Raw genomic sequence first — 21,219 nt, 5'->3', positions numbered from 1 at the left:
CGGGATTGGCCATATGCCCGGGCCGTCGGCAGGGAATTGCGACGGCACCCTTGACCTTCCAGTGACTGGAACCCTTATCTGCGTTGCAGCAACGCGACGAAAGGCCGTTTCATGGCATCGACAGACCGCATGACTTTCGAGGTTCAGGGGCTGAGCTGCGCCGGCTGCGCGGGCCGGGCCGAACGCGCGCTGGGCGCGGTGCCCGGCATTCGCGACGCCACGGTGAACTTCGCCAATCGCACCGCGCAGGTCGCCCCCGCCGATATCGACCCGCGGGCCGTGTCCGAGGCCCTGGACGAGGCGGGCTATCCCGCCGCCGAGGACACGGTGACCCTGCGGATCGAGGGGATGCATTGTGCGTCCTGCATCGGCAAGGTCGAGCAGGCGCTGACCGCCATGCCGGGTGTCCTGGACGCCTCCGTGAACCTGGCCGCCGAAACGGCGAAGGTCCGCATCCTGTCGGGCGCCGCCGACCCGGCCGAACTGGCCCGTGCGGTGACCGACGCGGGCTATCCCGCACACCCCGAAAGCGGCGGCACCCGCGACCGCGCCGAGACCCGCCAGGCCGAGATCGCCGGGGCGCGCCGGTCCATGCTGATCGCCGCCGCGCTCACCCTGCCGGTCTTCGTCATGGAGATGGGCAGCCATTTCATCCCCGGCATGGCCGAGCTCATCGACGACACGCTGGGGCGCCGGAACGGCTGGTTCATCCAGTTCGTGCTGACGACGCTCGTGCTGGCATGGCCCGGGCGCGGGTTCTTCGCCGTCGGCGGGCCCGCCCTGCTGCGCGGGGCACCGGACATGAACAGCCTCGTGGCGATGGGCACGAGCGCCGCCTGGCTCTATTCGACGGTCGCGCTGTTCGCGCCCGCCCTGTTGCCCGAGGGGACGCGCGCGGTGTATTTCGAGGCCGCGGCGGTCATCGTCACCCTGATCCTGCTGGGCCGCTGGCTGGAGGCCCGCGCCAAGGGCCGCACCGGCGCCGCGATCCAGAAGCTGGTCGGGCTGCAGCCGCGCACCGCGCGCGTGGAACGCGACGGCACGGTCGGGGAACGCCCGCTGGACGAGATCGTGGTGGGCGACATCATCCACGTCCGCCCGGGCGAGAAGATCGCCGTTGACGGCGAGGTGACGGGCGGCCGGTCCTACGTCGACGAAAGCATGATCTCGGGCGAACCGGTGCCGGTGGCCAAGGCCGAGGGCGACACGGTCGTTGGCGGCACCATCAACGGCGAGGGGGCACTGACGTTCCGCGCCACGAAGGTGGGCCGCGACACGGTGCTCGCGCAGATCATCGAGATGGTCGAGCAGGCGCAGGGCGCCAAGCTGCCGGTGCAGGCCCTGGCCGACAGGGTGGTCGCGGTCTTCGTGCCGGCCGTCATCGCGGCGGCGCTGGCCACGGTGATCGCGTGGCTGATCTTCGGTCCGGCACCCGCGCTGACCTTTGCGCTGGTCGCCGGGGTCTCGGTGCTGATCGTGGCCTGCCCCTGCGCGATGGGTCTGGCCACGCCGACCTCGATCATGGTGGGCACGGGCCGCGCGGCCGAGATGGGCGTTCTGTTCCGCAAGGGCGATGCGCTGCAGCGGCTCGACGGCGCGCGGCTCGTGGCCTTCGACAAGACCGGCACGCTGACCGAGGGCGCGCCGCGCGTGACCGACATCGCGATGGCCGAAGGGGCGGACCGGGACGATGTCCTGCGCCTGGTGGCCGCCGCGGAGTCGAAATCGGAACACCCGCTGGCGCGCGCCATCGCGGCGGAAGCCGCCGATATGACGCTGCCCGATGTGACCGCCTTCAAGGCGATCACCGGACACGGGCTGAGCGCGCAGGTCGACGGGCACGAGATCCGCGTGGGCGCCCGGCGGCTGATGGCGGATGAAGGCATCGACACCGCGCCGCTGTCGGACCGGGCGCAATCCTTTGCCGCCGGTGGTCAGACGCCGGTGTTCGCGGCCGTCGACGGCGCGCTGGTGGCGGTTTTCGCCATCGCCGACCCAGTCAAGCCGTCGAGCGCCGATGCCATCGCCGCCCTGCGCGCATCGGGGCGCGAGGTCGCCATGATCACCGGCGACACCGAGGCGACCGCGCACGCCATCGCCCGCCAGCTGGGAATCGATCACGTCCGCGCCGAGGTGCCGCCCGAGGGCAAGGCCAAGGCCGTGCGCAGGCTGCGCGACGGGGCCGGCGCGATCACTTTCGTCGGCGATGGCATCAACGACGCGCCCGCGCTGGCCGAGGCCGACAGCGGCGTTGCCGTTGGCACCGGCACCGACGTGGCGATCGAAACCGCCGACGTGGTGCTGATGTCGGGTGACCTCGGCGGCGTGGTCAACGCGCTGGACGTCTCTCGCCGGACCATGCGCAACATCCGGCAGAACCTGTTCTGGGCGTTCGCCTACAACACCGCGCTGATCCCGGTGGCCGCCGGCGTGCTCTACCCGGTGTCGGGAACGCTGCTGTCGCCCATGCTGGCGGCCGGCGCGATGGCGCTGTCGTCCGTCTTCGTGCTGGGCAACGCGCTGAGGCTGCGGCGGCTGGCCCCGGCCATGGCGCCGGGCGCGGACGCGCCCGACGGCGCCGCGCCCGCCGCGGCACCACGGTTGAAGGAGGCGACATGACCATCGGCGAGATCGCGGACCGCACGGGCCTGCCGGCCAAGACCATCCGGTACTACGAGGACATCGGCCTGATCCGTCCCGCGCGTGATTCCAGCGGATACCGCGTGTTCGCGGAAACCGATTTCCACAAGCTGGCCTTCCTCGGCCGCGCGCGGGCGCTTGGCTTCTCGATCGGGGATTGCCGCACCCTTCTCGCGCTCTACGAGGACGAGAACCGGGCCAGCGCGGATGTCAAACGGCTGGCGCAGCAGCACCTGGAGACCGTCGAGGGGAAGATCGCCCTGCTCGAGGCCATGCGCGACACGCTGCGCGACCTGATCCACTCCTGCGCCGGCGACAGCCGGCCCGACTGCCCGATCCTCAAGGACCTGGCGAAGGACTGACGCCCGCCAACCCGCCAGGCTTTCGGCGCAACGGGCGCCGGCGGCCCTGCAACGGGTCACATCTCGCGGCCCGCCCTGAACTCGCCCCAGCGCATGACGGCGTTGGCGCCCAGCCATGTCAGCGGGCGTGGCGGCAGCGGTTTCGGCGCGGGCTGGGCCATCACCTCGTCCAGCAGCGCCGACCCGCGCCCCGAGGCCAGATCGGCCGTCAGCATCCCGTGCAGCGTGCCCTTTGCGGTGCCCAGCCCGTTCTGGCAGCACGCGGAGAAAAGCCCCTCCTCGACCTCGCCCAGCGCCGGAACGCCGTTCCGGCTCAGGCAGAGACGCCCGCCCCAGCGATACTGCATCTCAACCCCGTCCAGCATGGGAAACCGGGCGGCGAAGGCGCGGTCGTGGGCCCGGCCGACGCGTGCGATCCGCGCTTCGGAAACCTCCATCGCGGGATCGCAGGTGAAGCGATTGCGCACCACGATCCGGTCGCCCCCCTGCCCCGCGATGCGCCGGACGGTCGTGCCCATCGGGTCCGCCGGCGTGACACCCCACCGCGGCTGTCCGCCCAGCCGCCGGACCTCGTCACCGGTCAACGCGCGCGTCATCGACGCGTAGGTGAAGACATGCAGCAACCGCCCGCGGAAGTGGCCGAAGCTTTCGGCGTGGCCGTTGACGGCCAGGATCACGCGGGGCGCGGTCACCCGGCCCGTCGGCGTTTCCGCCACCCAGTCACCATGGCGGGCGAGGCGCACGACGGGGCTGTCCTCGTGGATCCGCACGCGGTTGGAGGCCAGACCGGCGGCCACACCGCGCACGAACAGCGCCGGCTGGATCATCGCCGTGCCGGGGGTGTGCACGCCGCTGCTGTAGTAACCGGTTCCGGTCATCTCGTGCATCTGTGCGGCGTCGAGCCACGCGTGCGCCTCGCCCATCCGGTCCAGGTGCGCGGCATAGTCCCGGTTGTGCCGGTCGCCCTTTTCCGTCGCGGCGGCATTGGTCTTGCCCGAGCGGGTGAACGCCTCGTCGCCCAGCTCGAACTCGGCGGCCATCCCGGCGGCAAAATCGATGGCCGCGCGGTTCGCGCGGGTCTGCGCGCGGTCGCTGTCCACCGCGCCGCCGTAATCGTCGGAGGACAGGTCGTGCGGCAGGTCGATCATGAATCCGGTGTTGCGCCCGGCCGGCCCCTGCCCGATGCGCCGCGCCTCGAGCAGCACGATCCGGTCGCCAGGATACAGCTGTGCCAGCCGACGCGCGGCCGCCAGCCCGGCGAAGCCGCCGCCGACGATCAGCCAGTCGGCCGTGGTGGGCCCGTCGAGTGCCCCGGCCGGCGCCGGCGGGGGCAGGATCTCGTTCCAGGCGGCGGGGCCGGGATCGACCGGCAGGCGGGAGACCGTGGTCGCACCCATCGGATCAATGCTCCTGGTTGAGGGCGTCGGCCGCCGGGATCTCGCGCTCGCGCCGGGCGATGTAGTCCTGCAGCGCCTCGTCCACGGCCGGGTCCAGCTTCGGTTCCTCGTAGGTTTCCAGCAACTGGCGGGCGTGGGCGAGCGCGCGCGCGGTGATTTCCCGCGCGCCCTCGGCCTGCCATTGCTCGAAGGCGTTGTTGTCGAACAGCTCGGGCATGAAGAACGCGCGCTGGAAGTTCTCCAGCGTGTGCGGGTGCCCCAGGTAATGCCCGCCGGGACCGACATCCGCCACCGCCGCGACCGCCTCGTCGAAATCGTCCCAGCGGATGCCGGAGGCGAGCCGGTGGGCCATCGCGCATTGCTCGGCGTCGACCACGAACTTGGCCATCGAACAGTGCATCCCCGCCTCGTTCCACCCGGCGGCGTGCCACATGTAGTTGGTTCCGGCCATCTGCAACGCCATGAGCGTGCTGGCGGATTCGTAGCCCGCCTGCGCGTCGAACGTCTTGGCCCCGCCGAGCGTCGTGGAGCTGCGCCACGGCACGCCGTAATGCCGTGCCATCTGCCCGATCATCAGGTTCATCAGGCTGATCTCGGGCGTGCCGGCCATCGGCGCACCGGATTTCATCGACACCGTCGACAGGTAGTGGCCGTAGATCGCCGGCGCGCCGCGGCGGATGATCTGGGTGTAGGCCAGCGCGCTCAGCGCCTCGGCGTTGAGCTGGGCGACGGTGGGCGCGACCGAGGCCGGCGTGTTGGCACCGCCCAGCACGAAGGGCGAGCACAGCACCGGCTGGTTGCGCCGGGCGAAGGCGCGCATGGCCCCCAGCATGGTTTCGTCCCAGACCAGCGGCGAGTTGCCGTTGCAGTTTCCGGTGACGACCGGGTGGTCCTCCATGTGGTCCGCGCCGAAGAGGATCGCGCACATCTCCAGCACGTCCTCGGCGTTGCGGGGGCTGGTGGTCATGCCCATGAAGGTCTTGTCGGAATGCTTCATGGACGAATAGGTGATGCGCAGGTGCCGCTGGCTGATCGGGTGGTCGTAGGGTTCCACGATGTGGTGCGCGCTCGAATGCAGCCCCGGCAGCATGTGCGCCAGCCGGTGGAAATCCGCGAGGTCGGCCAGCGTCGGGTTGCGGCGCACGTCGTCGAGATCGCGCAGGTAGGGCGCGCCGGTCATCGGCACGAAGATCGCGTGGTTGCCGCCGAAGGGCAGGCTCTTGGCCGGGTCGCGCGCGTGCAGCGTGAAGGTTTCGGGGATCGTCGCGATCAGGTCGCGCACGAGACCGCGATCGGGATAGACGGTCTCGCCCTCCACCCGGGCGCCGGCGCCGCGCCAGTCCTCCAGCGCGACCGGGTCGCGGAACACCACGCCGACGTTTTCGAGAATGTGCATCGAGGCCGCGTCGATCCGCGCGATCTGCTCGGGCGTCATCGGCTCGACCAGCGGCAGGCGCCGCGCGAGCGCGGGAAGCATGGCGATGTCGCGGGTCTGGCGGCTGGCCTTGCGGGCGCCGCGCCCGCGGCGGGCGGGTTTCGTCTCGGTCACGGTCATCCACTCCTCCTGCACCGGGCTCGCCCATCAGCCCTTGGGGCTGATGAGCGTGCGCCGGGCGCGCGTCATTCCAGGTTGTCCCCGTCCGCGGGGTCGGTCAGGTCGATCCAGATCGTCTTGATTTCCGTGAACTGGTCGTGGGCGTGTATCCCGTTGTCGCGCCCGCCGAAGCCGGACTGCTTCATGCCGCCGAAGGGCGTGGTGATGTCGCCCTCGCCGTAGCAGTTGACCGTGACCGTGCCCGCGCGGATGTCGCGCGCGGCGCGGAGCGCGCGGCGGGCGTTCGCGGAAAACACGCTGGCCGTCAGCCCGTAATCGGTGTCGTTGGCCAGCGCGATCGCCTCGGCATCGCTGGCCACGGGGATGACCGACAATACGGGGCCGAAGATCTCCTCCCGCGCGCGGGGGTCGTCGGCGGCCACCTCGTAGACCGTGGGCGGCACGAAAGGCCCTTCCGCCGCGCCGCCGGCCAGCGCCTGCCCGGTCAGATAGGCCTGCACCTTCTCGCAATGCGCGGGATCGACCAGCGCGCCCAGGTGGTTCGCGGGATCGAGCGGATCACCGGTGCGCCAGTCGCGCAGCCGCGCAAGGATGCGCTCCAGCAGCGGGGCCTTCACCGCCTCGTGCACGATGAGGCGGCTGTTGGCGCTGCAGTTCTCGCCCATGTTCCAGAAGGCGGCACCCACCACGTGCCCGGCGACATGGTCGAGGTTCTCGGCGTCCTTCAGCACAACCGCCGGGTTCTTGCCGCCGCATTCCAGCACCACCTTCTTGAGGTTGCTGTCGGCCGAATAGCGCAGGAACCGCCGGCCGGTTTCCGTGGACCCGGTAAAGCTGACCATGTCCACGTCGCCGTGCAACCCCAGGGGTTCGCCCACCTGCGGGCCGTCGCCGGGCAGTACCTGCAGCACGCCGCGCGGCACGCCGGCCATGTGGGCCAGTTCGGCCACGCGCAGCGCAGTCAGCGGGGTCTGCTCGGCAGGCTTGACGATCACCGAGTTGCCGGCGGCCAGCGCCGGGCCGATTTTCCACGCCAGCATCATCAGCGGGAAGTTCCACGGCAGCACGGCGCCGACCACGCCGACGGGTTCGCGCACGATCATGCTGACCGCGTCGTCGCCCGACGGCCCGGTCTGGTCGTAGATCTTGTCGATCAACTCGGCGTGCCACTTGAGGGTGTTGATCGTCTCGGGCACGTCGATCAGTTCGCAATCGCGGATGGGCTTGCCGGAATCGAGGCTTTCCATCACCGCCAGCTCGTGCCGCCGGCGGGTGATGTACTTGCACAGCTTGATGAGAACGTCCTTTCGCTCCGACGGGTGCGCGCGCGCCCAGTCGCCCCGCTCGAACGCCTCGCGCGCTTTCTGAACGGCGAAATCCACGTCGGTGTTGTCCGCCGTGCTCAGGGTCGTGAGCACCTTGCCGCTCGCGGGATTGCGGGTGTCCATCGCCGGGCCGTTGCCGCTGCGGAACTTTCCCTCGACGAATGGCGCGGCGGGCAGATCGAGATCGGCGGCGATGGCCGCGTATTCCTCGCGGGTGAGAAGATCGGTCATTGCGCCTCTCCTGTGATGTCGGCCACGGCGCGGTTCATGGTGCGGATCACTTCCTCCAGCGCGCGCTTGTCATCCTTGTTGAGCGGGTGCAGCGGCCGCCGCGGCGGGCCGGCGGGGATGCCGCGCAGGGTCAGGCCGTGCTTGATGCACTGGATGAACTTGCCGCCCTGTTCCAGCACGCGCATCAGCGGCATCATCGCCTTCATGATCCGGCGGCCCTTGTCGAAGTCGCCTTCGAGCGCGCAGGCCTCGTACAGCGCGATGTGTGCTTCGGGCGCGAAGTTCGAGCCCGCGCAGACCCAGCCGCGCGCGCCCCAGGCGAAGAATTCCAGCGCCTGGTCGTCCATGCCGCACAACAGCCCGATGTGGGGATAATCGCGCGCCAGCAGGTGCACGCGGTTGATGTCGCCCGAGCTTTCCTTGATCGCGGCGAAATTGGGCGAGCGGCCCAGCCGGTCGAGGCACGCCTCGTCCATCATGGCGCCCATCCGGTCGGGGTAGTTGTAGAGGATGACCGGCAGGTTCGCCGCGCGGTCCACCGCCAGCGCGTGAAGCGCGATCTCGCGCCCCGTGGGGCAGGCGTAGGGCGGCGTGGCGATCAGGATCGCGTCGGCGCCGGCGGCCTTGGCGGCCTCGGCATAGGCAATGCTGTCCTCGGTGCGCATGGCGCCGGTGCCGATGACCAGCGGCACGCGCCCCTTCACCAGACCGGCCATCTCGCCCATCATCTCGACGCGTTCCTGTGGCGTCTGGGCGTAGTATTCGCCGGTTGTACCGGCAAGGATCAGCCCGTGCACCCCCGCCCCGATCAGGTGTTCGACCGTGTCGGCCAGGGCCGCGCGGTCGAGGCTGAAATCCTCTTGGTAGGGGGTGACGACGGGCGTCCAGATACCTTCAAAGCGCATCCCGACGTTCCTTCATCGCAACCACGTCGACGGGCAAGGGATCGGGCGACACGAACCGTTCGAGCCGGTCGCGCGACAGGTCCCAGTGTTCCAGCGTGAGTTCCACGGCGAGGCTGGGTTCCTGCCGCTCGATCGCCGTGATCATCGCGTCGTGCTGTTCGCAGGCCTTCGCCACGCGCAGCTTCTCGTCGGCGGAGGCGGGGCGATAGAACGTCTGGCTCAGCCGGGTGTGGTCGATCAGCATCCGCTTGAGGCTGGGCAGCAGGTAAGGGTTGTGGGCCATCTCGCCGATCTGCAGGTGGAACCGATGGTTCAGGATCGCCGCCTCGCCCGCGTCACCCTTGGCCGTGGCGGCGCGGAAGCCGTCCTGGATCCGTGCAAGCGTCGCGATCTCGTCGCTGCGCCGGTTCTCGGCCGCCAGCCGCGCGATGTTGGCATAGACCAGGGGCGCTGTCTGGAAGAACATCCGCATGGTGGCGATGTCCATCGATGCGACCTTGGCCGTGCGGTTCTGGGCACGCACGAGGTACCCTTCGCCTCCGAGCCGCTGGAATATTTCGCGCATCGGCGTGCGCGAGATGCCGTATTCCTTGCAAAGCTGTGTCTCGTCGAGGTCCGCGCCCGGCGCGATGTCCTGCCGCAGTATGCGCATGCGCAGGTCTTCGAGGCAGTCTGTCTTGCGGTCGGTCGTCATGGCAACTCCTTTCGAATACATGACGTATACAATCGGTATTCAAATGTCGAGTCCCGAACGCGACCGACCCCGCACGAAAAACGCCGCCGGCCCGCAGGCCGGCGGCGCATCATTCATGTCAATCCCGCAGTCGGGTTGTCAGGCGGCCTTCGCGGCGGGCGCCTCGGGCGTCTCGGCGGGCTCCTGCGGCACCAGCGCGGCGTGCAGCGCCCCGATCGCGGCGTCATGCGACTCCCGCGGCACGGCGAACTGCACGTCCACGGAACGCGTCGTCTGGTGCGCGCCCAGAACCTCGATATCCGCCGCGGCCAGCGCCTTCAGACCTTCGCCCAGGACGTTGAGGCCCTTCAGGTCGCGCCCGATGACCGAAGCGATGGACATCGGCCGCACCGCCAGCTCGGCATTCGGGTAGAGCGTGTTCAGGTCCTTCTCGACACGGCGCACGGCGCGCAGGGGCGCGTCGACGTAGTGCGTGATCGTGTTGGCGTTCGAGGTCTTCGAGACGATGCGCACACCGTGCCGCGTCAGCACCTCGAGGATGGCCGCGTCGTAGCCCTTCACGCCGACCATGTCCTGCTCGAACAGCTCCAGCGCGCGGACATCGAGGCCGGTGACGATCTCGGCACCCGGCGTGTCGGCCGGGCAATCGTCGATCAGCGTGCCGGGGTCGTGCGGCTCGAAGGCGTTGGTCACGCGCAGCGGCACGTCCGAGTGGCGCAGCGTCTTGGCCGCCTTGGGGTGGATGGCCTCCATCCCGAGGTTGGACAGCTGGTCGGCCACGTCGTAGTTGGTGTGCCCCAGCTTGCGCACGCGCCCGCCGCTGACCAGCTTCGGGTCGGCCGACGAGAGGTGGAACTCCTTGTGGATGATCGCCTCGCGCGCGGCCGTCAGGGCTGCGATACGGCTGAAGGTGACCTCGGAATAGCCGCGGTCGAATTCGCGCATCAGGCCCTCCGCGCACTGCGCGTAGCCGGTGACGATCGGCAGTTCGGTTTCCAGGTCGACGCCGTCGAACCCGTCGCGGATGCGTGCGTCGAGGTCGAGTTCGCGCTCGTCGCGCCAGCCCGACAGGTCCACGAACCGTGCGTTCACGCCCTCGCGGCGCAGCGCGAGAACGGCGACATAGGCCGAGTGCGCCTCGCCCAGCGCCGACAGCAGTTCGCGGGTCAACATCATGTGCTGCGACAGCCGGAAATGGCCGTAGGAACACAGGCGCTGAAGGTCCATCAGGCAGCTTCGCACACCTTCGACGCGGTCGCGCACGAAGTCGTCGGCATCGCTGCGATCGGCCTGGTGGGCCAGGATGTCCTGGTGGGCCGCGCGCATGGCATGGCCGACCTCGGACAGCGCGTCGAGCCAGCCGTGATCGTCCTCCTCGTTGGCGAAGCGGGCGTAGACGCCCGGCTCGTCCGTCTTCTTGTGTTCCAGCAGCTTGTCGGTGATCCCGCCGAAGGCGGACACGACGAAGATGCGGTTGTAGGTTTCCTTGTCCGTGTCACGGACGAACAGCGTTTTCAGCAGCTCGTCCAGCCGCGACATCGAGGTGCCGCCGATCTTTTCCACGGTATGGTTCTGAAAATCCAACTGTGTCTCACCCGGTCAGGCGCGCTGCCGGGCGCCTCTGCTCATTTCATGTCGTCCGGCGCGGCATAGGAGCCATCCTCGCGGTGGACCTCCCTGCCGGTGACCGGCGGGTTGAAGACGCACGCCATGACGAGTTCCTCGTCGGCACGCAGGGTGTGACGGTCGTGCTCGTTGAGCGCGTACATCGTCCCCGGCTTGATCGCGTGCGTCTCGCCTGTGGCGTGGTCGGTGATCGACCCCTTGCCCTGGACGCAGTAGACGTTTTCGAGGTGGTTCTTGTACTCGAATGTGTGCTCGGAGCCGGCCTCGAGGAAGGTGATGTGGAACGAAAAGCCCATCCCGTCATCGGCCAGCAACATGCGTACCGAGGTCCAGTGCGCGTCGGAGACCGCGCCACCCTGTTCCACCACGTCGTCGAAATCACGTACGATCATCGGGTCACTCCGCCGCGAACTTGGCCTGGGCCGTCACGTCGCGCGCGGCGTCCAGAAGAATGTTGAGACCCTTGCGGAAGGTTTCCTTCGGGGTGGTCAGCGGCGCGAGCACCTTGACCACCTGGTCGTCGGATCCCGAGGTCTCGATCACCAGTCCCTTCTCGAAGGCGCGGCCGCAGATCGCCTCGGCCAGCTCTCCGGTGCCCACGTCCACGCCGCGCATCATGCCGCGGCCCTTCAGGAAGGCGCCCGGCACCATCTGGGCCAGTTGCTCCAGCGACTGCTCGAGCATGTCGGCCTTTTCACCGATTTCCTTCTGGAAGCTGTCGTCGGACCAGAATTTCTCGATCGCGACGCGCGCGGTGACGAAGGCGTGCGTGTTGCCGCGGAACGTCCCGTTGTGCTCGGCCGGGCCGAAGATGTCGTACTCGGGGCGCACCAGCGTCAGCGCCATCGGCAGGCCGAAGCCGGAAACCGATTTCGCCATGGTCACGATGTCGGGCATGATGCCCATCTCCTCGAACGAGAAGAAGCTGCCCGTGCGGCCGCACCCGGCCTGGATGTCGTCCACGATCAGCAGGGCCCCGTGTTCGTGGGCCAGCTCGGCCACGCGCTTGATCCATTCCGGATCCGCCGCATTCAGGCCGCCCTCGCCCTGAACGGTTTCCAGCATGATCGCGGCCGGCGCGTCCATGCCGCTGGACCCGTCGGTCAGCATCGCCTCGAGTAACTTCGTCGTGTCGCAGCCCGAACCCATGTACCCGTCGAAGGGCATGCGGGTGACACCGTCCAGCGTCGTGCCGGCACCCCCGCGGTGATAGCCGTTGGCCGTGGCCGACAACGCACCCAGGGTGACGCCGTGGAAACCGTTGGTGAAGGCGATGATGTTGTTGCGCCCAGTGACCTTGCGGGCGATCTTCATCGCGGCCTCGACGGCGTTGGCGCCGGTGGGGCCGGTGAACATCACGCGGTGATCCATGTCGCGCGGCTTGAGGATGTGCTCCTCGAAAGCGTTCAGGAAGCCCGCCTTGGTCTCGGTGTGCAGGTCAAGGCCGTGCGCGATGCCGTCGCCGGCGATGTGATCCATCAGCGCGGCCTTCATGTCCGGGTCGTTGTGCCCGTAGTTCAGCGAGGAACACCCCGCCAGAAAGTCGATGTAGCTGCGCCCGTCGGCATCCGTCATCTCGGAGCCCTGGGCCTTGGTGAAGACCGACTGCATCCCGCGGCAGTAGCTGCGCGCTTCGGATTCGCGACGGTCGAAGATTGCGATTTCGGCTGACGTGTCAGTCGACATGATTATTCCTCGTTCTGGGAGAGTTAAGGCGCGGCGCGGGCGGCCCGGTGTCAGGCGGCGCGCTCGAGCGCCTTGGCGAATTCGATGGTCACCATGTGCTCGGTGGCGTGGCGACCGTCGAAGTGATCCTCGCGGGTATAGTGCGGCTCGCTGCGCAGCTTGCCGCCCTGTGCGCGGGCGAAGCGCCCGAACAGGGCCCAGGAGGCATCGTTGGAAATCGTGATCGTCGTCTGCAGGCGCGTGACGCCCTCGCAGGCATCGCGGGCGAACAACTCGGACAGCATGCGCGTGCCCAGCCCCCGGCCACGTGCCTTCTCGGACACGGCGACCTGCCAGACGAAAAGCGTCTCGGGATCCTGCGGCATGACGTAGGCCGAGATCCAGCCGACCGGTTCGCCGTCGATCTCCGCAAGCACGCAGGTGTCGCGGAAGTGATCGCACTGGATGAGGTTGCAGTACATCGAGTTCTCGTCGAGCGGATGGCACGCCGCGATCAGGTCCCAGATGGCGGAGCCGTCTTCGCGGTCGGGTTTGCGCAAGACGATCGGCGAGTCGGTTTTCGATCCCTGAATGCTATGCACTGTCACAGGTCCCTTGTTGCTTCGTTGAGCATAGTATAAGGGGCGCGCATAATTTTTCAATAGGCTAAGTAATATTCTTCCCCGACCCGCGATAGCGCGCTATTTACGTATTAATGTCCTTAGTATGGTTCACGATACTGCCCGGAAACTGCTTCATTCGGACTAAGGCTTTGTGCGCCACCGGGTTCGGCACCGGTCGCGTCGAGGATTGCGCCCGGCGCGGAATACGCTAAATTGTTGCGGTCTCGCCGAGGAGCACGCCATGGACCGCACAGATGTCAGCCTTATCGCCCTGCGGCGCATCCTGCGCGCCACCGAGATGTACGCCCGTGACCTCGCGCGCGAGGCGGGGTTGACCTCGGTCCAGTTACGGGTGCTTCAGATCGTCTCGGAAAAGGGCCACGCGACCCCGACCGAGCTGTCGACCCGGATGGGGGTCACGCAGGCCACCGTGTCCGCGCTGATCAAGAAGCTGGAGCGCAAGGGGCTGCTCACGCGCACGCGGTCGGAACGTGACCGGCGCCAGACCCGGCTGGAGATCACCGAGGACGGCCGTCACAAGGTCAAGGCCGCGCCCGACGCGCTGCAACAGCGCTACGTCAAGCAGTTCGAGGCGCTGGACGACTGGGAACAGGCGATGATCGTCGCGGTTCTCGAGAAGGTCGCGGCCATGCTCGACGCCGAGGAGATCGACGCCGCGCCGGTGCTTGCCGTCGGCGACATCGACCGGTCACACTGACCCCGGTTGCTTCAAAAGGCCGGGGCGGGCCGACCGTTCGGCCCACCCCGGCAGGCCCCGCCGTCAGGGACGCTCGGCGGCGGTGTCCTCGGTTTCCTCGGCGAGCTTCGCGTCCTCGCGCATCTCCAGCCACATCGCGTTGAGCACCGCGAACATCGCGGCCAGCGGCAGGCCGAGGAGCCATGCGAAATACCACATTTCTTGCCCTCCTTGTCAGTAGCTGTGGCCCGAGCCGGTCACGTCCGCCTCGGTCACCTTGCCCCAGAGTACCTTGTAGACCCATGCCGTGTAGGCCAGGATCAGCGGCATGAAGATCACCGTCATCACGAGCATGACGAACAGCGTCAGGTGAGACGACGAACTGTCCCAGACGGTCAGCGAACTGTCGGGGTCAACCGTCGACGGCAGGATGAACGGGAACATCGTCAGCCCGACCGACGAGATGATCCCGAGGATCCCCATCTTGGACCAAAGCAGCGTGGACACCTCGCGACCCGCCCGCAGGCCCAGAACGGCCAGCGCGATACCGGCAAAGCCCATCACGGGGGCCACCACGATCCACGGCCGCTCGGCATAGGCCGACAGCCACGAGCCGCCGCGCACGACCTCGGAATGCAGCGGGTTCGACGGCCCGTCGCGAACGACCTCGCCGGCGAACTGGAACCCATCGATGCCGACGGCCAGCCAAAGACCCGCCAGCGCGTATCCGGCCGCGGCCACGATGCCCGCCCATGTGCCGTAACGCCGGGCGCGTTCGGCCACAGGCGCCTCGGCCTTGAGCGACAGCCACGCCGCGCCGTGCATCAGCAGCATCGCCAGCGACACCACGCCCGCCAGCAGCGCGAAGGGTCGCAACAGCCCGAGGAACTTGGTGTGAAAGGCGCCGTCGTACATCGGGAACAGATTGTCGGTCAGGTGGAACGGCACCCCGAGCAGGACATTGCCCACCGCCACGCCGAACAGCAGCGCGGGCACCGCGCCGCCGACGAACAGCGCCCAGTCCCAGCCCTCGCGCCAGCGCGCGGAGTCGCGCTTGGAGCGGTACTTGAAGGCCACCGGCCGCAGGATCAGCGCAGCGAGCACGACGAACATCGCCAGATAGAAGCCCGAGAAGCTGACGGCATAGAGCGGTGGCCAGGCGGCGAAGATCGCGCCGCCGCCCAGGATGAACCAGACCTGGTTGCCCTCCCAGACCGGGCCGACCGTGTTGATGGCGATGCGGCGCTCGACATCCGTTCGGGCCACGAAGGGCAGAAGCGCCCCCACCCCCATGTCGAAGCCGTCGGTCAGCGCGAAGCCGATCAGCAGGACACCAAGGAGCGCCCACCAGATCACGCGCAGGATTTCGAAGTCTATGAGTTCATGCAGGATCATTTCTCTCACTCCGCAGGGGTTGCGCCGGGCAGGTTGCCGTCATGGGTGCGCAGGCGGTGTTCGTGGCGTGCCATCCAGGCTTCGGTTTCCTCCACGTCCTCGGCCGGGCCGCGGCGGATATATTTCAGCATCAGCCCCATCTCGATGACGAAAAGGACGGTGTAGAACGTCACGAAGCCCGCCAGCGTGATCGCGAGGTCCGCCACGCTCAGGTGGCTGGCCGACAGCGCGGTGGGCAGCACCCCGTCCACCGTCCACGGCTGGCGGCCGTACTCGGCCACGAACCAACCCAGTTCGGCCGCGATCCACGGCGCGGGGATGATGATGACCGCCAGCCACAGCGCCGGCCGCGGATAGCGCATGCCCCTGAACGAGGTCTGGACGAAGAAATAGGCCATGACAGCGATGAAACCGAAGCCCAGCCCGACCATGATGCGGAACGCCCAGAACAGCGGCCCGACGCCGGGGATCGTGTCCTCGGCCGCCTTGGCGATCTGGGCATCCGTGGCCTCGCGCGGGTCGTCCACGTACTGCTTGAGCAGGAATGCGTAGCCGAGGTCGTCCGAGTTGCGCTCGAACTCGGCGCGGACGGCGTCGGGCGCATCACCCCGCGCGTCGCGGATCGTCATCAGCGCGTCATAGGCCAGGATGCCGTCGCGGATCTTCTCCCGCGATTCGGCGACCAGCTCGTTGATGCCGGGGATCTCCTGCGTCAGCGACCGGGTGCCGATCAGCCCCATGACCCACGGAACCTCGACCTTGTAGTGCGTCTCGCGCGCCTCGGTGTCGGGAAAGCCCACGGCGGTGAACGGCGCGGGGGCCTCGTGGGTTTCCCACATGCCCTCCATCGCGGCCAGCTTCATCTTCTGGGTGTGCGTGGCCGAATAACCCGATTCATCGCCAAGCACCACGACCGACAGCGCCGCCGCCAGCCCGAAGCTCGACGCCACGGTGATCGAGCGCCGCGCCAGCTCCATGTGCCGGCCCTTGAGCATGTACCACGCCGACACGCCCATGACGAACACGGCCGCGGTGACGTAGCCCGCGCTGACGGTGTGCACGAACTTGGCCTGCGCCACCTCGTTGAAGACCACGTCGAAGAAGCTCGTCATTTCCATGCGCATGGTGTCGGGGTTGAACACCGCGCCCACGGGGTTCTGCATCCAGCCGTTGGCGATCAGGATCCACAGCGCCGACAGGTTCGAGCCGATCGCCACCAGCCAGGTGACCGTCAGGTGGCCGACCTTGCTGAGCTTGTCCCAGCCGAAGAAGAACAGCCCGACGAAGGTCGCCTCGAGGAAGAAGGCCATCAGCCCCTCGACGGCCAGCGGGGCGCCGAAGATATCGCCGACGTAGTGGCTGTAGTAGCTCCAGTTCATGCCGAACTGGAATTCCATGGTAATGCCCGTGGCCACGCCCAGAACGAAGTTGATGCCGAACAGCGTGCCCCAGAACTTGGTCATCTGCCGCCAGATCGGGCGGTTCGTCATGACATAGACCGTCTCCATGATCGCCACGAGGACCGACAGGCCCAGCGTCAGCGGCACGAAGAGGAAGTGATACATGGCCGTCATGGCGAATTGCAGCCGTGACAGCTCGACAACATCCAGTTCCATCTTACCGGCTCCTCGGTTTGCCCCCGGATCAAAAGATGCTTTCAGGAAACATCATTTTGATTCCCTAACGCAGACCGCAGCACCCCGATTTGATCCGGATCAAATATATTCTGAATTTTTGATGTAACTTTACAAGCTGACCACGCGATCCGCCGCCCCGCGCTCCTCGGCGCGGTGCGAGGCCATGACGATGGCCGCCTGTGGCAGGGCACCGCGCAGCCCGTCCAGCACGGCCCGGGCCGTTGCGCTGTCCAACCCTTCCGTAGGCTCGTCCAGCAATAGCACCTTCGGCTGCCGCAGAAGCGCGCGCGCCAGGACGAGGCGACGCGATTCGCCGCCCGACAGGCCCGCGCCACCTTCGCCAAGCCGGGCGTCGAGCCCGCCGCGATCCTCGATGACCCGGCGCAGCGAAACCGCCTCGAGCGCCTGCATGGCCTCGGCCCGGGACACTTCTGCACGCGCAAGCGCAAGGTTGTCGAACACCGTGCCCGAGATCAGCGCACTGCGCTGCGGCACGAAGGCCAGAACGCGTCGCAGTTCCGTTTCGGGCCAATCCCCGACAGCGCATCCGAGCACGCGCACCGCCCCCGCCTCCACCGGCAACAGCGCCGCCACCTGCGCGAGCAGCGTGCTCTTGCCTGCCCCGCTCGGGGCGCTCAGGGCCACGGTTTCGCCCGCCGCCACGTCGAAGCTGACACCGGAATACACGGCGTGCCGGGCGCCCGCCCGCCGGAAGGAAAGGCCCCGCACGCGCAGGGCCGGCGCGTTGCCGTCCGTTGGCGGGCGCGCGTGCACCCCGGTTTCGGCCGCGGGCGCCGGCCCGCCCAGAACGCGCTGCGCGGCCACCCGGATCCGCCCCGCCTCGGCAACGCCCCGGCGCAGCGGCAGAACGGTCTCGGCCAGCGCCAGGGCAACGAAAAAGCCGATGGCCGCTGCCGCGGGGTCAAGCCCCCCGGCCACGACCGCCGCGCCGGCCATGGCAAGCGCCGCGGCGCAGATTGCCGCCACGAGACCTGACAACATCAGCCCGCCGGCCCGCTCGGCGCGGTCGAGCGCTGCCTGGGCGGCTCTCGCCCGCGTGTCGGTCTCCGCGATCCGCGCCAGCCGCTCCTGCACCCGACCGTGCACCAGCAGGTCGGCGCGCCCGCGCAGCATGTCGATGGCGCCCCGCCGCAGGGCCTGAAGCGCATCCTCCGCCCGGGCCGAGGGCGCCAGTGTCACGATGGCCAACCACACGAGCACGGCACCGCCGCCCAGCAGGTATCCCGCGGTCACGGCCCCGGCAACGGCCGGCATCACGAGCCACCACAGCGCCGCGAAGGCGCCAAGGTGGACAAGCACCCCGGCCAGCACCGGCAAGGCAAGACGCAGCACGATCCCGTCAAGCGCGTCCACGTCCGCCGTGATCCGCGACAGCGCAAGGCTGCCGCGCAGCCGCTGCATCGCCTCGAAGCCCGACCGGGCCTGTCGGCGCAGCAGATGCACACGCAGCGCCGACAGCGCCCGCAATGTCGCATCATGGGTCAACAGACGCTCGCCGTAACGCGCGCCGGCCCTGCCGAGCGCGAGAAAGCGGATGGCGGCACTGGGGCGAAACACGTCGAAGGCGATGCCGATGCCCGCCAGGCCAGCCAGCCCGGTGGCGGTGATGAACCAACCCGACACGCCAAGCAGTGCCGCGCCCATGGCCAGCACGCAGATCGAAAGCGCCGCGCCGCGCCACATCGCCCGGGGGGCGGCCGACCAGATGAGGCGTAAGGCTTGCCACATCTGCCTCATTCCGCGCCCTCCATCCGGATAACGCGATCCATCGCGCCGGCCAGGTCGGTGTCGTGGGTGGCCACGATGACCGTCACGCCGTCATCCGCCAGCCTGCGCAGGACAGCGGCAATGTCCGACGCGGTCGCGGGGTCCAGATCCGCCGTCGGCTCGTCGGCCAGCACGACGTCCGCGCGCGCCATGATCGCCCGGGCCAGCAGCAGGCGGCGCGCCTCACCGCCCGAGACGCCGGCGCCGGTTTCGCCCAGGCGCGTCTCCAGGCCCTCGGGCAGGCGGGCCACGACGTGATCGGCGCGGGCGGCCCGTAACGCCCCGGACGGGTCGCCCCCGGTCCGGCGCACGTCGAGGAAGGCGCGCAGCGTCTCGTCGGGGAAATGCACCGTTTGCGGCACCCATGTCAGCCGGGCGCGCCAGGCATCGGCCGTCGCGTCGTCGAGCGTCCGGCCTGCCACCTCGACCCGCCCTGAATCGACCGGGCGCAGCCCGGCGATCGCGGCCAGTGCGGTCGATTTTCCCGATCCGCTTTGACCGGCCAGCGCCACGGCGTCACCCGGCTCAACGGCGATGTCGGGCAGGTGCAGCACCCGGTCGCCCTGCCGCACGCGAACGCCCTGCATCACGACCGTCGCCGGCCCGTCCAGCGGGGCCGCCGGCCCCCCGGTGCCGAGGCAGGTGGCAGATGCGCCCGCCTCGAGCTCGGCCAGTTCCCCCGCCACGGACAACGCCGCAGCCCGGTCGTGCCAGGCCGCGGCCAGGTCGCGCAGCGGCTGGAAGAACTCGGGCGCCAGCAACAGGATGAACACGCCCCCGCCCAATGTCAGCGGCGTGGCCCAGGCGCCCACCGTGATCTCGCCCAGAAGCGAGAACCCCGTGTAGACGGCCACCATCGCCACGCCGAGCGCCGCGAACAGCTCCAGCACGGTGGACGACAGGAAGGCCACGCGCAGCACCGCCATGGTGCGCTGGCGCAGCCCCTCGGCGCGCGCCTCGAAATCCGAAACGGACCGCTCCGTCGCGTTCAGCAGACGGATGTCGGTCAGCGCGGCCAGGCGATCCATCAGAAGCGTGTTCATGTCGCCGATCTCGACCATCTGCCTTGTGCTGGCCTCGCGCGCGGCGAAGCCGACCAGCGCCATGAACAGCGGGATCAGCGGGCCGGCCACCAGCAGCACGAGGCCCGCGATCCACGACACCGACAGTGTCAGCACAAGGAACAGGCCAGGGATCACGGCAACCTGCGCGAAAGCCACGCGATAGCGCGTGAGGTAGGGCACCAGCATCGGCAGCTTCTGCGCGGCCAGCGCCGCGACGGACGCCGACGCCGCCGGCGCGTCCGCACGCCGTGCCTCGCGCGCGAGCAGCGCCGCGCGCTCCTCGGCAACCAGCCGGTCGGCGGCCCGGAAGGCCACGCCGGCACCCAGGTGGTCAAGCACCGCGCGCAGAAGGCCGACGCCCAGGAACAGGGCGGCGGCGCCGAAGCCCGGCACGGGCTCTGGCTGCACCCAGCCGTGCACGGCCCAGGCCACGGCCAGCGCCTGGCCCGCCCAGAGCGCGCGCGCCAGCACGGCCAGCGCGGCGGCCCGCCGGGTGGCGGTGGCCGCCCGCGCCTCCATCGCGCCAAGCCGCTGCTTGGCCGGATCGCCTGTTTCGCCTTGCGTCATGGGTCGTCCCGGGAACGCCGGCGCATTGCGCCGGCCATCTTTGTCGCGCAGCGCAAACAAATGCCCGAACGGGCCGGCGCGTCAACGCCCGAAACGCCGGCGCGCGCCCATGTCGCTGCGCACCGGCGTGCGGGCGCTCACGTCCGCGCCTCGAACCGGTCGAGCGGGATCTTCAGAAATGCCCGGCCGTTGTCCTCGGGCTCCGGCAGCCGGCCGCCGCGGATGTTGACCTGCAACGCCGCCATTATGAGCCTGGGAAGCGGCAGGGTCGCGTCCCGCGCATCGCGCACGGCGCGGTACTCGGCCTCCGAGGGCGCATCCCTGAGGTGGACGTTATCGGCCTTGTGCTCGGCGACCGTCGCCTCGCAGGCCGCCGCGCGCCCCTCGGGGGCGTAGTCGTGGCCCACGAAGACGCGTGTCTCGTCGGGCAGCGCGAGGATGCGCTGGATCGAGTCGTAGAGCGCCCTGGAACTGCCGCCGGGAAAATCCGCCCGGCTGGTGCCGGAATCGGGCATCATCAGCGTGTCGTGCACGAAGGCGGCATCGCCCGCGACATAGGTGACCGAGGCCAGCGTGTGGCCCGGCGAGAAGATCACGCGCACCGGGATCTCGCCCACCATGAACTCGTCGCCGTCGGCAAACAACCTGTCCCACTGCGACCCGTCGGTCGGGAAATCATCCGGCAGGTTGTAGATCTCCTTCCACAGCGCCTGCACCTCGGTGACGCGTTCGCCGATCGCGGTCGGCGCGCCGAGTTGCGCCTTCAGCCACGGCGCGGCCGAGAAATGATCGGCGTGCGGATGGGTGTCGAGGATCCAGGTGATCTCGATCCCGCTGTCGTTCACGTGGTCGAGGATTTCCTGCGCGCTGGTCGTGGCGGTGGCGCCGGCCTGCGCGTCGAAGTTCAGCACCGGGTCCACGATGGCGCCCTTCATGGTCGCGGGGTCGTGGAACACGTACTGCCAGCTGCCTGTCGGCTGGTCCCAGAAGGGTTTGACGATGGGGTGATGGGTCATCTCGGGGGCCTTTCCTGTGGCCCCGGCGCGCC

Annotated in this window: 18 protein-coding genes; 3 read left to right on the top strand and 15 right to left on the bottom strand. The window is 69.0% G+C overall.

The window, feature by feature from the left end; all coding sequences use genetic code 11:
- Positions 1-111 precede the first annotated feature (111 nt).
- Both CEF10_RS05825 and cueR read left to right on the top strand, forming a co-directional pair.
- The gene (locus CEF10_RS05825; RefSeq protein WP_101067190.1) at positions 112-2,619 is read left to right on the top strand and encodes a heavy metal translocating P-type ATPase; all 2,508 of its coding nucleotides are present in this window, start codon (positions 112-114) and stop codon (positions 2,617-2,619) included.
- Complete coding sequence (cueR, locus tag CEF10_RS05820) at positions 2,616-3,002, top strand: Cu(I)-responsive transcriptional regulator (protein ID WP_101067189.1); 387 nt, start codon at positions 2,616-2,618, stop codon at positions 3,000-3,002. Before CEF10_RS05825 ends, cueR begins: the two co-directional genes overlap by 4 nt.
- Positions 3,003-3,058: 56 nt before the next feature.
- Here cueR and CEF10_RS05815 read toward each other — a convergent pair whose 3' ends face one another.
- From CEF10_RS05815 to ectA, 9 genes are all read right to left on the bottom strand, one after another.
- The gene (locus tag CEF10_RS05815) at positions 3,059-4,399 is read right to left on the bottom strand and encodes an NAD(P)/FAD-dependent oxidoreductase (RefSeq protein ID WP_101067188.1); all 1,341 of its coding nucleotides are present in this window, start codon (positions 4,397-4,399) and stop codon (positions 3,059-3,061) included.
- Between the two features lie 4 nt (positions 4,400-4,403).
- A complete protein-coding gene (locus tag CEF10_RS05810) occupies positions 4,404-5,954 on the bottom strand; it encodes a trimethylamine methyltransferase family protein (RefSeq protein ID WP_101067187.1) in 1,551 nt (516 codons plus the stop codon).
- Positions 5,955-6,019: 65 nt separating this feature from the next.
- A complete protein-coding gene (locus CEF10_RS05805) occupies positions 6,020-7,510 on the bottom strand; it encodes an aldehyde dehydrogenase (RefSeq protein ID WP_101067186.1) in 1,491 nt (496 codons plus the stop codon).
- Entirely contained in the window at positions 7,507-8,415 is a 909-nt protein-coding gene (locus tag CEF10_RS05800) for a dihydrodipicolinate synthase family protein (protein ID WP_101067185.1), read from the bottom strand. Before CEF10_RS05800 ends, CEF10_RS05805 begins: the two co-directional genes overlap by 4 nt.
- Positions 8,405-9,109 (bottom strand): GntR family transcriptional regulator, encoded by a 705-nt coding sequence (locus CEF10_RS05795; protein WP_101067184.1) that lies wholly within the window; start codon positions 9,107-9,109, stop codon positions 8,405-8,407. The genes CEF10_RS05800 and CEF10_RS05795 overlap by 11 nt, the downstream gene beginning before the upstream one ends.
- A gap of 138 nt (positions 9,110-9,247) precedes the next feature.
- Entirely contained in the window at positions 9,248-10,693 is a 1,446-nt protein-coding gene (locus CEF10_RS05790; RefSeq protein WP_101067183.1) for an aspartate kinase, read from the bottom strand.
- 41 nt (positions 10,694-10,734) lie between these two features.
- Complete coding sequence (locus tag CEF10_RS05785; protein WP_101067182.1) at positions 10,735-11,127, bottom strand: ectoine synthase; 393 nt, start codon at positions 11,125-11,127, stop codon at positions 10,735-10,737.
- A 4-nt stretch (positions 11,128-11,131) separates the two neighbouring features.
- Positions 11,132-12,421, bottom strand: a complete 1,290-nt coding sequence (gene ectB / locus CEF10_RS05780) for a diaminobutyrate--2-oxoglutarate transaminase (protein ID WP_101067181.1) — start codon at positions 12,419-12,421, stop codon at positions 11,132-11,134.
- A 50-nt stretch (positions 12,422-12,471) separates the two neighbouring features.
- Positions 12,472-12,960, bottom strand: a complete 489-nt coding sequence (ectA, locus tag CEF10_RS05775) for a diaminobutyrate acetyltransferase (RefSeq protein WP_408638423.1) — start codon at positions 12,958-12,960, stop codon at positions 12,472-12,474.
- Between the two features lie 304 nt (positions 12,961-13,264).
- Between ectA and CEF10_RS05770 the strand changes: the two genes are divergently transcribed.
- Positions 13,265-13,741 (top strand): MarR family winged helix-turn-helix transcriptional regulator, encoded by a 477-nt coding sequence (locus CEF10_RS05770; protein ID WP_101067179.1) that lies wholly within the window; start codon positions 13,265-13,267, stop codon positions 13,739-13,741.
- Between the two features lie 63 nt (positions 13,742-13,804).
- Here CEF10_RS05770 and cydX read toward each other — a convergent pair whose 3' ends face one another.
- From cydX to CEF10_RS05740, 6 genes are all read right to left on the bottom strand, one after another.
- Positions 13,805-13,939 (bottom strand): cytochrome bd-I oxidase subunit CydX, encoded by a 135-nt coding sequence (cydX, locus tag CEF10_RS05765; RefSeq protein ID WP_101067178.1) that lies wholly within the window; start codon positions 13,937-13,939, stop codon positions 13,805-13,807.
- Between the two features lie 15 nt (positions 13,940-13,954).
- Positions 13,955-15,115 carry a cytochrome d ubiquinol oxidase subunit II gene (gene cydB / locus CEF10_RS05760; protein WP_101067177.1) on the bottom strand — a complete coding sequence of 387 codons (1,161 nt, stop codon included), beginning with the start codon at positions 15,113-15,115 and terminating at the stop codon, positions 13,955-13,957.
- 5 nt (positions 15,116-15,120) lie between these two features.
- Positions 15,121-16,731: a cytochrome ubiquinol oxidase subunit I gene (locus CEF10_RS05755; protein WP_101067176.1), complete on the bottom strand. Its 1,611-nt coding sequence runs from the start codon at positions 16,729-16,731 to the stop codon at positions 15,121-15,123.
- 129 nt (positions 16,732-16,860) lie between these two features.
- A complete protein-coding gene (locus CEF10_RS05750) occupies positions 16,861-18,510 on the bottom strand; it encodes an amino acid ABC transporter ATP-binding/permease protein (RefSeq protein WP_101067175.1) in 1,650 nt (549 codons plus the stop codon).
- The gene (locus CEF10_RS05745; protein ID WP_232796416.1) at positions 18,507-20,171 is read right to left on the bottom strand and encodes an ABC transporter ATP-binding protein/permease; all 1,665 of its coding nucleotides are present in this window, start codon (positions 20,169-20,171) and stop codon (positions 18,507-18,509) included. Before CEF10_RS05745 ends, CEF10_RS05750 begins: the two co-directional genes overlap by 4 nt.
- Positions 20,172-20,308: 137 nt before the next feature.
- Positions 20,309-21,187, bottom strand: coding sequence for an MBL fold metallo-hydrolase (locus CEF10_RS05740; RefSeq protein WP_101067174.1), 879 nt, complete (start codon positions 21,185-21,187; stop codon positions 20,309-20,311).
- Between the last annotated feature and the right edge of the window lie 32 nt (positions 21,188-21,219).

Origin of the sequence: Roseovarius salinarum, from assembly GCF_002834145.1 — a bacterium.
Classification (GTDB): Bacteria; Pseudomonadota; Alphaproteobacteria; order Rhodobacterales; family Rhodobacteraceae; genus Roseovarius; species Roseovarius salinarum.
The sequence above is the reverse complement of the archived record's forward strand: the minus strand, read 5'-3'. Positions and strand labels throughout refer to the sequence as shown.

Excerpts from the sequence above, each read along its gene's own strand:
- CEF10_RS05795 (WP_101067184.1), bottom strand. The coding sequence starts at position 9,109 with ATGACGACCGACCGCAAGACAGACTGCCTCGAAGACCTGCGCATGCGC.
- CEF10_RS05740 (WP_101067174.1), bottom strand. The coding sequence starts at position 21,187 with ATGACCCATCACCCCATCGTCAAACCCTTCTGGGACCAGCCGACAGGC.
- cueR (WP_101067189.1), top strand. The coding sequence starts at position 2,616 with ATGACCATCGGCGAGATCGCGGACCGCACGGGCCTGCCGGCCAAGACC.
- CEF10_RS05755 (WP_101067176.1), bottom strand. The coding sequence starts at position 16,731 with ATGGAACTGGATGTTGTCGAGCTGTCACGGCTGCAATTCGCCATGACG.
- CEF10_RS05745 (WP_232796416.1), bottom strand. The coding sequence starts at position 20,171 with ATGACGCAAGGCGAAACAGGCGATCCGGCCAAGCAGCGGCTTGGCGCG.
- CEF10_RS05815 (WP_101067188.1), bottom strand. The coding sequence starts at position 4,399 with ATGGGTGCGACCACGGTCTCCCGCCTGCCGGTCGATCCCGGCCCCGCC.
- cydX (WP_101067178.1), bottom strand. The coding sequence starts at position 13,939 with ATGTGGTATTTCGCATGGCTCCTCGGCCTGCCGCTGGCCGCGATGTTC.
- CEF10_RS05805 (WP_101067186.1), bottom strand. The coding sequence starts at position 7,510 with ATGACCGATCTTCTCACCCGCGAGGAATACGCGGCCATCGCCGCCGAT.
- CEF10_RS05800 (WP_101067185.1), bottom strand. The coding sequence starts at position 8,415 with ATGCGCTTTGAAGGTATCTGGACGCCCGTCGTCACCCCCTACCAAGAG.
- CEF10_RS05785 (WP_101067182.1), bottom strand. The coding sequence starts at position 11,127 with ATGATCGTACGTGATTTCGACGACGTGGTGGAACAGGGTGGCGCGGTC.
- CEF10_RS05825 (WP_101067190.1), top strand. The coding sequence starts at position 112 with ATGGCATCGACAGACCGCATGACTTTCGAGGTTCAGGGGCTGAGCTGC.
- cydB (WP_101067177.1), bottom strand. The coding sequence starts at position 15,115 with ATGATCCTGCATGAACTCATAGACTTCGAAATCCTGCGCGTGATCTGG.
- ectB (WP_101067181.1), bottom strand. The coding sequence starts at position 12,421 with ATGTCGACTGACACGTCAGCCGAAATCGCAATCTTCGACCGTCGCGAA.
- CEF10_RS05770 (WP_101067179.1), top strand. The coding sequence starts at position 13,265 with ATGGACCGCACAGATGTCAGCCTTATCGCCCTGCGGCGCATCCTGCGC.
- CEF10_RS05810 (WP_101067187.1), bottom strand. The coding sequence starts at position 5,954 with ATGACCGTGACCGAGACGAAACCCGCCCGCCGCGGGCGCGGCGCCCGC.
- CEF10_RS05750 (WP_101067175.1), bottom strand. The coding sequence starts at position 18,510 with ATGAGGCAGATGTGGCAAGCCTTACGCCTCATCTGGTCGGCCGCCCCC.